Annotated in this window: 11 protein-coding genes; 4 read left to right on the forward strand and 7 right to left on the reverse strand. The window is 75.3% G+C overall.

Annotated features, from left to right (window positions below):
- Positions 1-176 precede the first annotated feature (176 nt).
- The 4 genes from CCE01nite_RS13470 (at position 177) to CCE01nite_RS13485 (ending at position 4,897) form a co-directional block, all read left to right on the forward strand.
- Entirely contained in the window at positions 177-1,280 is a 1,104-nt protein-coding gene (locus CCE01nite_RS13470; RefSeq protein ID WP_034627002.1) for a carboxylate-amine ligase, read from the forward strand.
- 10 nt (positions 1,281-1,290) lie between these two features.
- Positions 1,291-3,525, forward strand: a complete 2,235-nt coding sequence (locus CCE01nite_RS13475) for an ABC transporter ATP-binding protein (protein WP_084142538.1) — start codon at positions 1,291-1,293, stop codon at positions 3,523-3,525.
- A 169-nt stretch (positions 3,526-3,694) separates the two neighbouring features.
- Positions 3,695-4,300 carry a hypothetical protein gene (locus CCE01nite_RS13480; protein WP_034627000.1) on the forward strand — a complete coding sequence of 202 codons (606 nt, stop codon included), beginning with the start codon at positions 3,695-3,697 and terminating at the stop codon, positions 4,298-4,300.
- 252 nt (positions 4,301-4,552) lie between these two features.
- Positions 4,553-4,897 (forward strand): RNA polymerase-binding protein RbpA, encoded by a 345-nt coding sequence (locus CCE01nite_RS13485; protein WP_034626998.1) that lies wholly within the window; start codon positions 4,553-4,555, stop codon positions 4,895-4,897.
- Between the two features lie 154 nt (positions 4,898-5,051).
- On the opposite strand, the gene lnt is transcribed toward CCE01nite_RS13485, so the two are convergent.
- From lnt to CCE01nite_RS13520, 7 genes are all read right to left on the reverse strand, one after another.
- Positions 5,052-6,617 carry an apolipoprotein N-acyltransferase gene (gene lnt / locus CCE01nite_RS13490; RefSeq protein WP_034626995.1) on the reverse strand — a complete coding sequence of 522 codons (1,566 nt, stop codon included), beginning with the start codon at positions 6,615-6,617 and terminating at the stop codon, positions 5,052-5,054.
- Between the two features lie 372 nt (positions 6,618-6,989).
- On the reverse strand, positions 6,990-8,651 hold the full coding sequence (locus CCE01nite_RS13495) for an amidohydrolase (protein WP_034626991.1): 1,662 nt from the start codon (positions 8,649-8,651) through the stop codon (positions 6,990-6,992).
- A 138-nt stretch (positions 8,652-8,789) separates the two neighbouring features.
- Entirely contained in the window at positions 8,790-11,774 is a 2,985-nt protein-coding gene (locus CCE01nite_RS13500) for a DEAD/DEAH box helicase (protein ID WP_034626987.1), read from the reverse strand.
- 9 nt (positions 11,775-11,783) lie between these two features.
- Positions 11,784-12,710: a diacylglycerol/lipid kinase family protein gene (locus tag CCE01nite_RS13505; protein ID WP_034626983.1), complete on the reverse strand. Its 927-nt coding sequence runs from the start codon at positions 12,708-12,710 to the stop codon at positions 11,784-11,786.
- Between the two features lie 121 nt (positions 12,711-12,831).
- On the reverse strand, positions 12,832-13,617 hold the full coding sequence (tatC, locus tag CCE01nite_RS13510; protein ID WP_034626979.1) for a twin-arginine translocase subunit TatC: 786 nt from the start codon (positions 13,615-13,617) through the stop codon (positions 12,832-12,834).
- 45 nt (positions 13,618-13,662) lie between these two features.
- Complete coding sequence (gene tatA / locus CCE01nite_RS13515) at positions 13,663-14,010, reverse strand: Sec-independent protein translocase subunit TatA (RefSeq protein ID WP_084142540.1); 348 nt, start codon at positions 14,008-14,010, stop codon at positions 13,663-13,665.
- Between the two features lie 81 nt (positions 14,011-14,091).
- Positions 14,092-14,418, reverse strand: a complete 327-nt coding sequence (locus CCE01nite_RS13520; RefSeq protein WP_034626975.1) for a hypothetical protein — start codon at positions 14,416-14,418, stop codon at positions 14,092-14,094.
- Positions 14,419-14,478: the final 60 nt, after the last annotated feature.

The following is a 14,478-nucleotide window of genomic DNA, read 5'->3' on the forward strand; positions in this document are numbered from 1 at the left end:
ATCGGTGCGGCCCTGACGCGAACCCGTTCCCCTCTCCCGGCATGCGTCCCTCGACCCGCTCCGCCTCGCCCGGCCGGGCCGGCCACGGTCACCAGGTCGGGTGGTACGCGCCCCCGCGCGGGCCCTGCGGGACGACTGCGCAGGACACACCTCCCGCTCACCACCACACTGGCCGCATGCGCAGCATCGGAATCGAGGAAGAGTTCCTGCTCGTCTCCCCCGACGGAACGCCCCGGGCGGTCGCGGCGGCGGTGCTGCAGCACGCGTCGGCGCGCACGCCCGAGCCGGCCCAGGACGCGGGTCCCGGCGGCGAGCTCGAGAAGGAGTTCACGCAGGAGCAGGTCGAGACCTCGACGCACCCGTGCACCGACCTCGACGCGCTCCTGACCGAGGTGCGCTCGGGGCGCGCGCGCGCCGACGCGTCCGCACAGCACGCGGGCGCGCGCGTCGCGGCCCTCGCCACCGCACCCCAGCGCGTCGAGGCCACCGTCATCGCGAACCACCGCGCCCGGCAGATCCGCACCGAGTTCGGCCAGGTCGCCCGCGAGCAGCTCACGTGCGGGTGCCACGTGCACGTCGAGGTGCAGGACGACCACGAGGGCGTCGTCATCCTCGACCACCTGCGCCGGTGGACCCCCGTGCTCCTCGCGCTCAGCGCGAACAGCCCCTACCACCAGGGCGAGGACACCAGCTACGCGAGCTTCCGGTCGCAGGTGTGGGGCCGCTGGCCGACGGCCGGCCCGACCGCCCCGTTCGGCGACGTCGCGACGTACCGCTCGGTCGTCCGCGACCTGCTCGCGAGCGGCACGATCCTCGACGACGGGATGATCTACTTCGACGCCCGGCTCTCGGCGCGGTACCCCACCGTCGAGGTGCGGGTGCCGGACGTCTGCCTCGACCCGGCCGACGCGGTGCTGCAGGGCGCGCTGGTCCGGGCGCTCGCCGACACGGCCGTCGAGCACGCGGGACGCACCGACCTCGAGCAGCCGCGGACCGAGGTCATGCGCGTCGCCGCGTGGCGGGCGGCGCGCTCGGGGCTGAGCGGCGTCCTCGTGAGCCCGGGGCTCGGTACCTCGGCGCCCGCCGCGGACGTCGTCGCCGAGCTCCTCGCCCACGTGCGGCCCGCGCTCGAGGCCTCGGGCGACCTCGAGTGGGTCTCGAGCCACGTGAAGGAGGTCCTCGCGCGCGGCAACGGAGCGATCCAGCAACGCCGGTGGCGCGACGGCGGCGCGGACGACTCGGCGCTCGTCGCGCGCGCGGTCGAGGCGACGCTTGCCTGAGACTGGTCCCATGACCTCCCCGCCGGACGGCATCCCCGGCACCCCGCGCCCCGTCGATCGCACGCCGGCAGGCACCGAGTCCGGGACCCCGCGCCCGGGCGAGCGGGCCCACCATGCCGGGACCGCACCGGAGGCCACGTCCCCGGAGGACGCCGCGGGCGGCGCCGCCGTGGCGGGATCCGGGCGCGGTCGGCCCGGCACCGGTGACGCCGCCCTCCTGCGGCGGATCGGTGCGCTGCTCGCGCCGCACCGCGGGGCGCTGCTGCTCGTCGCGCTGTCGATCGTCGTCGCGTCCGTGCTCGGCATCGTCACGCCGTTCCTCACGCAGCGCGTGTTCGACGACGCGCTGTTCCCGGTCGACGGGTCGGGCGTCGACCTGCCGCTGCTCACGTGGCTCGTCGCGGCCATGATCGTCATCCCGCTGCTGAGCGCGGCCATCGGCGTCGGCCAGACGTACCTCACGACGAAGATCGGCAACCTCGCGATGGCCGAGCTGCGCGGCCGGCTGTTCGAGCACCTCGAGCGGATGGAGCTCGCGTTCTTCACCGCGACGAAGACCGGCTCGATCCAGTCGCGCCTCGCGAACGACGTGGGCGGCGTGCGCTCCGTGCTCACCACGACCGCGTCCTCGATCCTGTCGAACACCGTGACGGTGCTCGCCTCGCTCGTCGCGATGCTCCTGCTCAGCTGGCAGCTCACGGTCGTCGCCGTCGCGCTCATGCCCGTCTTCGTCGTGCTGCAGCGCCGGGTCGGCGCCCGGCGGCAGGTCATCGCGCGCCAGACGCAGGAGTCGCTGTCGGACATGACGGCGATCACCGAGGAGGCGCTGAGCGTCTCCGGGGTCCTGCTGACGAAGGTGTTCAACCGCTCCGACACCGAGATCGCCCGGTACCGCGCCGAGAACGACCGCCAGGTCACGCTGCAGGTGCGCCAGGCCATGGCCGGCCAGGGATTCTTCGGCGTCGTCACCGCGTTCATGGCGATCACGCCCGCGCTCGTCTACCTCGTCGCCGGCTACATGATCACGGGCCGCGCCGGTACGGACACGCTGACCGCGGGGACGCTCGTCGCGTTCTCCACGCTGCAGGCGCGACTGCTCATGCCGGTGATCTCGCTCATGCGCGTGGCCCTCGACGTGCAGACGTCGCTCGCGCTGTTCCGGCGCATCTTCGAGTACCTGGACCTCACGCCCGCGATCACCGACCGCCCCGGGGCCGTGCACCTCGACCCGGAGCAGACGCGGGGTCGGGTCGAGCTCGACGAGGTGTGGTTCCGGTACCCGCCGCCGCCGCGGCTCACGCAGCCCCCGCCGGCGCCCGGTGGGCGCAGGGGCGGCGGGTTCGGCATGCGCGGGGCGATGGCCGGTCTCGCCGCGCCCTCCGGCGGCAGGCACCCCGGCGGCGCGGCCGGGGTGGTCCGGCTGCCGCGCGACGAGCCGGAGCCGGCGACCGACGACGCCCTCGCCGGCTCCCGGCGGCGCGCGTGGGCCGTCCGCGACGTCTCGCTCGTGGTCGAGCCCGGGCAGCTCGCGGCGTTCGTCGGCCCCTCGGGCGCGGGCAAGACGACGCTCAGCTACCTCGTCCCGCGGCTGTACGAGGTCGACCGGGGTGCCGTCCGCGTCGACGGACACGACGTGCGCGACCTCACGCTCTCGAGCCTCGCCGACACCGTCGGGATGGTCACGCAGGACCCGTACCTGTTCCACGCGACCATCGCGGACAACCTGCGCTACGCCCGCCCGGACGCGACCGACGACGAGCTCGTCGAGGCGTGCCGGGCCGCCAACATCCACGACCGGATCGAGGCGTTCGAGCACGGGTACCGGACCCTCGTCGGTGAGCGCGGCTACCGGCTCTCCGGCGGGGAGAAGCAGCGCATCGCGATCGCGCGCGTGCTGCTCAAGGACCCGCGCGTCCTCATCCTCGACGAGGCGACGTCCGCGCTCGACACCGCGTCCGAGCGGCTCGTCCAGAGCGCCCTGGCCCGTGCGGTGCGCCAGCGGACGACCCTCGCGATCGCGCACCGGCTCTCGACGATCCGCGACGCGGACGTGATCTTCGTCGTCGACGACGGCCGGGTCGTCGAGCGCGGCTCGCACGACGAGCTCGTCACCGCTCCCGACGGGCTGTACGCGCGGCTGTACGCCGAGCAGTTCGGCGGCGGTCGGGTCGAGGCGCGGTTCTCCGACGGCGTCATGTTCACCGACGGGGTCGTCCTCGCCCAGCCGGCTCCCCCGCACGCCTGAACGCACCCGTCCTCGCCGTGCCGTGGTGGCGGCGCTGCCGCCCGGCAGGGCAGCGGCCGAGCACGACCGCTCGGACCGCCGCCACCCACAGACCCGCCGCGCGCACCGGCGACCTCGGACGCCGCTGCCGCACCGCCGACCGGGCGGCCCGACCCGCGAGCGTCGCACCATGAGCTCCGACGACCACCTGCTGCCCCGCCCGCGTCCCCACCGGGAGGACCTGCCGCCCGCCGGCACCGAGCCCCGCTCCCCCACGCCCGACCCGACCGACGCCCACGCCCTCGACCCGCGCCGGCCGTCCGGTGCGGACCTGCCCACGCACCACCCCACCGACGACTGGCACGGCCTGCACCTGCCCCCGCACGAGGCGCCCGACGAGGTCGGCCGGACCCTGGAGAGCGCCGACGACGCCCTCGCGCTGCTCCTCGGTCTCGTCGGCCGTGACCGGTCGGGTCCGCCGGCCCTCTGGTTCGTGCTGCTCGACGCGCACGACCGGGTGCTGCCCGTCGTGCTCCCGATCCCTGAGGTCCCGCTCGTCGCGGACCCGGTCGTGGCGTCGAACCTCGTCCACGTCCTGGCGTCCGTGCTCGCGCACGACGCGCCGGGCGGCTCGTTGCTCGTGGCGTACGTGCGGCGGGGAGGCGGCGACCGCGGGGCGTTCGAGTCCGGCTGGTCCCGCGTCCTGCACGAGGAAGCGATGCGCGCCGGGGTGCGGATCCGGGCGGAGGCGGCCGTCGGCCAGGACCGCGCGAGGGTCGTGGACCCCCGCTGGTGAGAGCCGCCGGGTGACCGCGGAGCGCTCGGGAGGCCGCTCGACGGGGCGGCGCCGACCGGCCCGCGAGACGTCCGTCACACCCGGGCGCCTGCTCCTGCGGGGTTTCGTCCGGGTATGCCCGGCTCGGCATCCGTGCTGCTCCTGGCCCCGCGCGCGTTCACGAGACCTTCACGGCAGACTGGAACACCCAGGGTCCCTCCATCGTTGAGCCCGGTGGAAGATCTCGTAAGGCAACAGCACGGAGGTCCACAGATGTCGAACCGGTCACTGCGCGGTATGCGCATCGGTTCTCACAGCATGGAGACCGAGGACGGCGTCGAGTTCGCCCCTCGTCTCCAGGCGCACTACGACTGTCCCAACGGTCACACCATCATCCTCCCGTTCTCCGTCGAGGCCGACGTCCCGCTCGTGTGGGAGTGCCGCTGCGGTGAGGAGGCGCTCCTGCGCGACGCGTCGCGTCCGGAGCCGAAGGCCGGCAAGCCGCCGCGCACCCACTGGGACATGCTGCTCGAGCGCCGGACGGTCAAGGAGCTCGAGGAGCTCCTGGACGAACGTCTCGGCCTGCTCCGGGCGGGCAAGCTGCGCCGCAGCGCGTGACGCCGTGACGGCGTCCGCACCGCGATGAGGTGAGACACCACGAAGGGCGGGTCCCGGCAGCAGCCGGAACCCGCCCTTCGTCATGCCCGCCCTTCGTCAAGCCCTGCCGGGCCGACCAGAGGCTTCACCCACTGTGCCGGGCCGATCGGCAGCCTCACCCGACGCCGTCGGGCCGCTCCCCCCGCCGGAGGCGACGTGCGCCCGCCATCCCGGTGACCACGACGCAGAGCGCGAGCGCGTCGACGACCCACGCGGGCCAGGCGCCGAGGCGTGAGGCGAGCGTGAGGGACTCCCGGAGCGGGAGGGACGCCACCAGCTGCTCGGCGGTGAACAGCCCGGTGCGCCGGCTCACGACCCCGTTCGGCTGGATGACCCCGCTGACGCCGACCGTCGAGATCTGCACCGTCGCGCGCCCGTGCTCGACGGCCCGCACGCGCGACATCGCGAGCTGCTGGGTCGACTCGGCGGTGTAGCCGAACGAAGCGTTGTTGGTCTGCACCACGAGCAGCTCGGCGCCGGCGCGCACCGCGTCGCGGGGAAGCTCGTCGTAGGCGACCTCGAAGCAGATGACGTCCCCGATCCCGACGACCCGGCCGAGCCGCTCGGACTCGAGCGGGACGAGGCCGACCTTCGTGCCGGGCAGCATGTCGTTGCGCACGAGGTCGACCGCGGAAGAGAACGGCCGGACGAGCGACCGCAGCGGGATGTACTCGGCGAAGGGCGCGGGGTGCTGCTTCGAGTAGGTCGCGACGACGCCTTGTGCGGGCTCCCACAAGACGGCCGTGTTGTAGCGGCCGCCGGACTCGGGGTACTCGACGGTCCCGACGAGCATCGGTGCGCCCACGGCCTGCGCGGCGGCGTCGATCTCGTCCGCCGCGTCCGCGTCGACCTGGGGGTCCACGTCGGTGCCGTTCTCGGGCCACAGCACGAGGTCGAGCTCCCCGGGCTCGACCTGCTCGAGCAGCGCGTGGGTCCCGACGGCGTGGTTGTGCAGCACCTCGCGCTGCTGGGCGAACGCGTCGAGGCCTGGCGTCGGGACGTTGCCCTGCACGGCTCCGACAGCCAGCCGCCCGACCTCGGCGCCGGACGGGAGCGGCACGAGGAGCCCACCGACGATCACGACGAGCGCGGCACCGACCCGCAGCGCCGTGCTCCCGACCGCGAGCCGGCGTGCCGCGAGCAGCCCGAGGGCGAGCAGGACGCCGATCGTGGCGGTCAGCAGCGACAGGAGCGGCGCGCCACCCCAGGATGCGTAGGCCAGGACCGGCGAGTCCGCCTGGGAGAAGGCGAGCCGCCCCCACGGGAAGCCGCCGAACGGCCAGGCGGACCTCAGCTCCTCGACGGCGACCCAGAGCACGACGAAGACGACCGTCTGGAGCCCGGCGTTGCGCCACACGGCGTTGCCGCGCCGCGCCCAGCTCCACGCGGCACCGAAGAGTGCGACGAAGCCGGCCTCCAGCACGGACAGCGCGACCCACGGCACCGGGCCGACGGCGTAGTCGGCCCAGGCGATGTGCGGGAGGAAGAAGACGAGCCCCCAGACGAGGCCGAGCAGGGCGTTCCACCGGGCGCTGTCGCGCCGCATCGCGAGGAACAGGGCCGCGACGGCGAGGTACGCCGTGCCCCACCAGCCGAGGTCGGGGAACGCCGCCCAGGCGAGCACGCCACCGAGGGCGGCGAGCACGAGGCTGAGCACGCGCGAGGGCTCACGGGCTGGCACCGCAGAAGCCTACGTCAGCCGGGTGACCCGGCCGACCGGCCCGCGTGTCCTTCGTGCCGGACGCCACGACCGTGAGGTGCGGCGTACGTTTTCTACTGAACACGCGGGCCCAGCCGGGTCCTCCTGTACGGGCGGCGGGCCCTGGGTGCTGAACGCATCTCCGGACCGACCGTCGTCCGCCAGAGCGGAACACCACGTGAACCTACCGGCTGTCCGGCACGTGTCAAGGCCGCGTTGTCCCAGGTCATGCGTCTACCGGCTGGTCAGCCACCCCCACCCCGGCGTGTCGCCCCGGGGGTTCCCGGCGTGTCGCCCGGTGTGTCGCCCGCAGGCCCGGGACGTCCGCCCGTTGGGGTGGTCTCCCGCCGGCGGTCAGGCGAGCTCGTCGTGCAGGACGACACCGGCACGGACCGTGCGCAGGCAGCGCGGCGCCGGGGCACCGGGGCTGACGTCCGGCAGGAGCGGCGTGCCCGCGCGCGCGTCGGTGCTCCACGCGGAGACCCGGCCGTCGGCCGCCTGCACGGTGAGGTGCTCGGCGCGCCACACCGCGAGATGCGCGGGTGCCCCGAGACGGATCTCGCCCGCGCCGGTGTCGTCGAGCCCGGCGGCGCGCCACCCGCCGCGCGTGTGCGCGCGGAAGGCCGCACGTGCGGAGATGCGCTGGTCGGGCGCGTGGTGCGTGACGGCCGCCCGGACGGCGCCCCAGGGGTCGAACGGCGTCACGGGCGAGTCGGAGCCGAACGCGAGCGGGATGCCCGCGGCGGCGAGGTCGGCCAGCGGGTGCAGCGCGTCGGAACGCCCCTCCCCCAGCCGCCGGGCGTACATGCCTCCGGGCCCGCCCCACGCGGCGTCGAACGCCGGCTGGGTGCTGACGCGCACGCCGAGGAGCACGAGCGCCGCGAGCGTGGGGGCGTCGATCATCGAGGCGTGCTCGAGCCGGTGGCCGGCGCCCCGGATCGCCCCGACCCCCTCGACGTCCACCGCGGCGCGCAGGCCCACGAGGACCTCGTCCATGGCGCGGTCGCCGATCACGTGGAAGGCGGCGTGCGACCCGGCGCGGGTCACCGCAGCGACGTGGTTGCTCAGCCGGCCGGCATCGAGGTGCAGCACCCCGCTCGGGTGCTCGGAGCCGGCGGGCGCGTCCGCGTACGGCGAGCGCAGCGCCGCGGTGCGGGAGCCGAGCGAGCCGTCGACCGAGAGGTCGCCGCCGATGCCGGTGAGCCCGGGGACCGCCGCGAGGAGCTCGCGTGCGTCGTCGCTCGTGACGCAGAGCTCCGCGCGGTACCCGGCGACGTGGGGCAGCCCCGAGCGGGCGTCGGCGGTCATCGCGAGCAGCGCGACGAGGCCCTCGCGGGTGTCGACGTGCGGGGCGCTGTGCTCGTGCAGCGCGACGATGCCGGAGGCGGCCGCGGCGCGCAGCACGCGGGCGTAGAGCGCGTCCCGACGTGCCGCGTCGACGTCCCGGGCGGCGTCGCGGGCCGCGTGGTGCGCGTCGAGGGTCACGAGGCCGTCGTCGCGCCAGCCGCGGAGGGCGGGCAGGCCGAGGGCCTCGGCGAACGAGGTGGAGACGACGGCCGAGTGCACGTCGACGCGCGCGAGGTACACGGGTGCGCCGCCGGCGGCCCGGTCGAGCTCCTCGCGGGTGGGCGCGCGTCCCTCGGGCCACGCCAGCTCGTCCCAGCCGTGCCCGAGCAGCGGGAGCCCGGCGCGTTCGCCGCCCGCCGCCCGGACCTCCTCCGCGGCGGCGTGCACCGCGGCGAGCGCGGCATCGAGCGACGTCACGCCGGCCGCGGCCGACAGGTCGACGCCCTCGAGCGCGAAGCCGGTCTCGAGCACGTGGGCGTGCGCGTCGACGAACGCGGGGGCGACGAGCGCGCCGTCGAGGTCGACGACCTCGTCGGCGCGGTCCGCGAGCCCGTCGGCCGTGTCGTCCGCACCGATCCACACGATCGTCCCGTCCTCGACGACGAGCGCCTCGGCGAAGGGGTCCGCGGACGAGTGGACGACGCCGCGCCGGTACAGGGTGGAGGTCACACCCGCACGATAGCCAGGTTGACCGGGTCTGACCTGCGAAGGAGCCCGCACGAGCGGGCATGCGGGCACCTCGGTCCGCCGCGTGCCGTGCCGAATCGCTTCACCGCGGGCCCGGCGGGCTCCCGGGGCCCGCCCGCGTCACAGGGACGAGTAGGACACCACGCCGCGCCGCAGCGCCCCGACCGCACGACCGGCGGTCTGGCGGACGTGCGGGTCGGGCGCCGCCTGCGCGAGCTGGTCGAGCAGGTCGATCACCTGCTTGCACCAGCGCACGAAGTCCCCCGCCGCGAGCTCGCTGCCGCGCAGCACCGCGTCGAGGCTGCGTCCGGCCGCCCACCGGTGGATGGACTGCACGAGCCCGAGGTCGGGGGGCGCGAGCGTCTCGAGGCGGTGCTCGCGCTCGAGGTCCTCGAGCTCGGACCAGATGCGCACCGTCTCGTCGAGCGCGCGCCCGAGCGTCCCGGCCGGACCGCCGGGGATGCCCGGCTCGGCCTCGCGGTCGTCGCGCCGCGCCGAGTAGACGAGCGACGAGACGGCCGCCGCGAGACCGGGGGCGTCGAGCTCGTCCCACGCCCCACGGCGCAGGCACTCCGCCAGCAGGAGGTCGTTCTCGGCGTAGAGCCGGCGCAACCAGCGGCCCTCGGGCGTCACGACGGTGCGGGTCCCGGCGCCCGCGCGGCCGGTCGCCGGCGCACGCACCGAGCGGGGCGGCCAGGACCCGTCGCCGTCCGAGGACGCGGTGGGGTCCGCGTCGACGTCCGGGGCGGGCTCCGCGGCCGGCTCGGCGGCGGTCGAGAGGTAGCCGAGCCGGAGCAGGACGTCGCACGTGCGGTCGAAGACCTTCGCGATCGACCCCGTGCGGCCCTCGATGCGGCGCACGAGCGCGTCGTGCTCCGCGCGCAGCCGCTCCCAGCGCTCGGCCCAGCGGGCGTGCTCCTCGCGGTCGGGGCACTGGTGGCACGGGTGCGCGCGCAGGGTGCGGCGCAGCTCGTCGAGCGTCGCGTCCTCGCGTGCGCCGGACCGCCCGCGCGCCCGGCGACCCCCGTCGCGGCGCGCGCCGTCCGTCGACGGCAGGTCCGTCACGAAGTCGCGCAGCGTCGCCGCGAGGTCGCGACGGGCCGCGGCGACACGCCCGTTGAACCCCTTCGGCACGCGCAGGTGCCCGACGGTCGTCACGCCGGTGCCGACATCGGCGACGGCGAGCCGGCGGACCTGGCGGTCCGTGGTCAGGACCGTCGGACGGGGGCCGTCGAACCCGCCCGCGGTGCCGGGGTCGAGCACCACCGCGTGCGCGCCACGACGCCCCCACGGCACCTCGATCACGTCGCCGACCCGCAGGCCCTCGAGCGAGCGGACGACGTCGGCGCGGCGCGCGGCCGACGACTCCTTCGCGATCGTGCGCTCCCGTGCGGTGATGGCCCGGCGGATCGCCGCGTACCCGGAGAAGTCCCCGAGGTGGCAGCTCATCGCCTTCGCGTACCCGTCGAGCGCCTCGGTGTGCGCCTGCGCCTGGCGGGCGAGCCCGACGACGCCGCGGTCCGCCTGGAACTGGGCGAAGGACGTCTCGAGCACCTCGCGCGCGCGGTCCCGGCCGACCTGCGCGACGAGGTTGACGGCCATGTTGTACGTGGGCCGGAAGCTCGACTTGAGGGGGTACAGCCGCTTCGACGCGAGGCCGGCGAGCGCGACCGGGTCGAGCCCGGGGTGCGCGACGACGACGGCGTGCCCGTCGACGTCGATGCCGCGCCGTCCCGCACGCCCGGTGAGCTGCGTGTACTCCCCCGGCGTCATGTCGACGTGGTTGGACCCGTCCCACTTCACGAGCTTCTCCAGGACGACCGAGCGCGCCGGCATGTTGATGCCGAGCGCCAAGGTCTCGGTCGCGAAGACGACGCGCACCAGGCCGCGGGCGAACAGGTGCTCGACCGTCTCCTTGAACACCGGCAGCATGCCCGCGTGGTGCGCCGCGATGCCGCGCGCGAGCGCCTCGGTGAACGCCCAGTAGCCGAGCACCTCGAGGTCCTCGGGCGGGATCGACGCGCAGCGCTCCTCGACGACCCGGCGGATCTCGGCCTCGTGCGCCGGGCTCGTCAGGCGCAGCCCGGCGGCCAGGCACTGCGAGACGGCGCCCTCGCACCCGGCGCGCGAGAAGATGAAGAAGATCGCGGGCAGCAGCTCGGCCTGCTCGAGCACGTCGACGACCGCGAAGCGCGGGGTCGGGCGGTTGCCTCCGAGCGCGTTGGAGGGCCCGTGGCCGCGCCCGCGGAACCCGCGGTCCCCCGGACCCCGGCGGCCCCGGTGCGGGCCGTCGATGCGGTCCTCGCGGCGCAGGAGATGGGTGATCTCCGGGTTGATCGGGGGGTTCGGGCCCGGGTCGGTCGGGTCGACCTGACCGGCGTAGAGGTCGAGCAGGTCGCCGCGGATCAGCACGTGCTGCCACAGCGGGACGGGCCGGCGCTCGCTCACCACGACCTGGGTGTCGCCGCGGACCATCGTGAGCCAGTCGCCGAACTCCTCGGCGTTCGAGACGGTCGCCGAGAGCGAGACGAGCTGGACGTCGTCGGGCAGGTGGATGATCACCTCCTCCCAGACCGGGCCGCGGAAGCGGTCGGCGAGGTAGTGCACCTCGTCCATGACCACGTAGCCGAGCCCGTCGAGCGCGCGCGAGCCCGCGTAGAGCATGTTCCGCAGCACCTCGGTCGTCATGACGACCACCGGTGCGTCGCCGTTGACCGACGTGTCGCCGGTGAGGAGACCGACGTTGTCCGCGCCGTGCCGCCGGGCGAGGTCGGCGTACTTCTGGTTCGACAGCGCCTTGATCGGCGTCGTGTAGAACGCCTTGCGCCCCGACGCGAGCGCGAGGTGCACGGCGAACTCGCCGACGACGGTCTTGCCCGCGCCCGTCGGGGCCGCGACGAGCACGCCGCTGCCGCGCTCGACGGCCTCGCACGCCTCGACCTGGAACGGGTCGAGACCGAACTCGAAGCCCTCCGCGAAGCGGGCGAGCTCGGTGCGCTCCGCGGCGGTGCGCCGCCGGGCTGCCGCGTACCGCTCGGCCGGGGAGAGCGCCGCCGAGCCTGCTTCTGGGTGCGACGCGGGTCGCGGTCGTCCGGTGCGTGCCACCCGACAACCCTAGGCGCTGGTGCCGCCGAGCACCCGGACGGCGCCGGGGTGGACGTCCGCGCGCAGCGGGAGCGGGCCGAGGCGCTCCCCGTCGGCGAACGCGTGCGGCGGCTCGGCGCCGAGGCGCGCGACGGGCTCGATGAGCACCGACCGGGACCGGAAGACCTGCACCGCGGGGTGGGTGACGTGCCGGCCGGCGTACATGCCGGGGAAGATCCGCACCACGCCCGGCCTCGTGAAGGGTCCGGCGACGACGACGTCGAGCAGCCCGTCGTCGAGGACCGCGCCGGGGGCGATGTGCACGCCACCCCCGAACCACGGCGCGTTGGCGACGGCCACGAGGGTCCCGGCGGACTCCCAGACGACGTCGTCGAGCGTGAGGCGGTAACCGTAGGGCCGGAAGCGCGCGAGCTCGCCGGCGAGGGCGCGGACGTAGCGGGCGCTCCCGCGTGGCCACGTGGGGGTGTTCGCGCGCGCGTTGACCGCGGCGTCGATCCCGCACGAGAGGACCCCGAGGTACCACTCGCGCGCGCTGTGCTCGGGCGGGCCGACGCTCACCGCGTCGATGGACCTCGGGCCGACGGCGAGCCCGCGCTCGAGGGCCGCGACGTGGTCGTCGACGTCGCCCCGCGCGAGCCCGAGCGCCCGGGCGAGGTCGTTGCCGGTGCCCGCCGGGACGACGCCGAGCGGGAGGTCGGTGTCGGCGACGACGTTCGCCCCGAGGTGCACCATGCCGTCGCCGCCGACCACGACGAGCGCGTCCAGCCCCTCGACCGCGGCGTGCCGTGCGGAGGCGCGCGCCCGCTCGGCGTCGGGGGCGGACAGGTCGAGGACGGTGTGCCCGCGCGCCCGCAGCCGCGCGACCGTTGCCGCCCCGACGCGGGCACCCCGCCCGCGGGCGGCGGTGGGGTTCACGACGACGCCCAGGCGGCTCACGCGCGCGGACCCCCGGCCCGGCCGGGAGCACGCCGCACGGGGCGGGTCACCGGGTGGGGACCGGCGGTGCGGTCCTGATCGGCGGCGCGGTGGTCGAGCGCCGGCGTGCTGCGGGGCCCGCTCACGACGTGGTGAGGCCCTCGCCGGGCACCGAGCCGTCGAGCCGCGGGAGGCCTTCCGCGAGCCGCTTGCGGTCGACCCGGCGGTCGTGCAGGAGGCAGACCCCGAGCGCGAGGAAGTAGAGCCCGCAGATCGGGAGCGCCATGACGATCATCGTCACGGCGTCCGGCGTCGGCGTCATGACGGCGGCGAAGACGAACGCGAGCAGCACCGCCCAGCGCCAGCCGTGACCCCACGTCGCGGCCCGCACGAGCCCGGCCAGGTTCAAGCAGACCATGATGACCGGGAGCACGAACGCGACGCCGAACGCGAGGATGAAGCGCATCACGAAGCTCAGGTACGTCTGGGCGTCGACGAGGTTCGTGGAGTCCGGCGGGATGAAGTCGGTGAGGACCCGCACCGCGGTGGGCATCGTCGTCCACGCGAGGTACGAGCCGCTGAGGAACAGCGGCACGGCGGCCAGGACGAAGCCGACCGCGAACAGGCGCTCGCGACGCGTGAGGCCGGGCGTGACGAACGCCCACAGCTGGTACAGCCACCAGGGGCTCGTCACGATGGCGCCGAGGAAGAGCGAGACCTTGACGCGCATGTCGAACGCGGTCGCCAGGCCACCGAAGTTCACCGCCGCGGTCGCCTCGCGTGCGGCGGCCGCGTTCAGCAGCGGCTCCTGGAGCGCCTCGAAGACGGGGTCGAAGAGCAGCCACCCGCCGACGGCACCGAGGACCAGCCCACAGGCGGCGAGGAACAGCCGCTTGCGCAGCTCGAGGAGGTGCTCGCGCAGCGGCATCCGGCCGCCGGGTTCGCCCCGGCGGCGCTCAGCAGGCACGACGCGTCAGACCCGGGGCTGGCCGCCGCCCTCGACGGGCGGCTCGGCGGGGCGCACGGGCTCCGCGGCGACGACGGGATCGGGGATCCCGCCGTTCGTGTACGGGGCGGGGGGCGTCGCCGGCGTCGTGTAGGACGCGGGGGGCGTCGCCGGCGTCGTGTAGGACGCGGGAGTCCCGGGCACGGGGGTGCCCTTGTCCTTGTCGTCCGTGAGGTCCTTGACCTCGCTCTTGAAGATCTTGAGGGACTGGCCGACGCTGCGGGCGAGGTCGGGAAGCCGCTTCGCCCCGAACAGCAGGATGATCACGATCACCAGGATCAGGATGTGCGTGGGCTTCACAGCGTTGCCGAACATGGGGTGCTCTCCCTCGAACATCGGTGGGTCAGACGATCCTAACCCCGTCGAAGCGCTTCGACCGTCGTTCCCGTGATCTGTTCAGCGGCTGTACGCCCGCCACCGCGCGTAGGTCTCCTGGTGCCGCAGCTGCCGCACGACGCGCCGGCCGGCGGCTTCCCGGCGCAGCCCCGCGACGCGCTCCCGCAGCGCCTGCGTGTCGTCGAACAGGTCCGCCCGCACCGGCTCCGCCCGGCCCGCCGCCTCCGCGAGCGCGTCCACCTGGTCGGCGAGGCGGGCGAAGGCGTCGGAGGCCTCGGCCGCGGCGGCGCCGAGGTCCTGGACCTTGCGCCAGAGGCTGCGCCCGAGCAGGAAGGCGCCGGTCCCGGCGCCGAGCACGAGGACCGTCCACACGGTGAACCACAGCATCGGGCCAGCCTAGCCGCGGGAGCAGGGACCGGTCCGGTGGGCGTCGGCTCGGCGACCCGT

Source organism: Cellulomonas cellasea (assembly GCF_006538745.1).
Taxonomy (GTDB): domain Bacteria; phylum Actinomycetota; class Actinomycetes; order Actinomycetales; family Cellulomonadaceae; genus Cellulomonas_A; species Cellulomonas_A cellasea.

Bases quoted from the DNA above. Each gene is read 5' to 3' on its own strand.
- CCE01nite_RS13475 (WP_084142538.1), top strand. From the start codon at position 1,291: ATGACCTCCCCGCCGGACGGCATCCCCGGCACCCCGCGCCCCGTCGAT.
- CCE01nite_RS13470 (WP_034627002.1), top strand. From the start codon at position 177: ATGCGCAGCATCGGAATCGAGGAAGAGTTCCTGCTCGTCTCCCCCGAC.
- tatC (WP_034626979.1), bottom strand. From the start codon at position 13,617: ATGCCGCTGCGCGAGCACCTCCTCGAGCTGCGCAAGCGGCTGTTCCTC.
- CCE01nite_RS13485 (WP_034626998.1), top strand. From the start codon at position 4,553: ATGTCGAACCGGTCACTGCGCGGTATGCGCATCGGTTCTCACAGCATG.
- tatA (WP_084142540.1), bottom strand. From the start codon at position 14,010: ATGTTCGGCAACGCTGTGAAGCCCACGCACATCCTGATCCTGGTGATC.
- CCE01nite_RS13520 (WP_034626975.1), bottom strand. From the start codon at position 14,418: ATGCTGTGGTTCACCGTGTGGACGGTCCTCGTGCTCGGCGCCGGGACC.
- CCE01nite_RS13480 (WP_034627000.1), top strand. From the start codon at position 3,695: ATGAGCTCCGACGACCACCTGCTGCCCCGCCCGCGTCCCCACCGGGAG.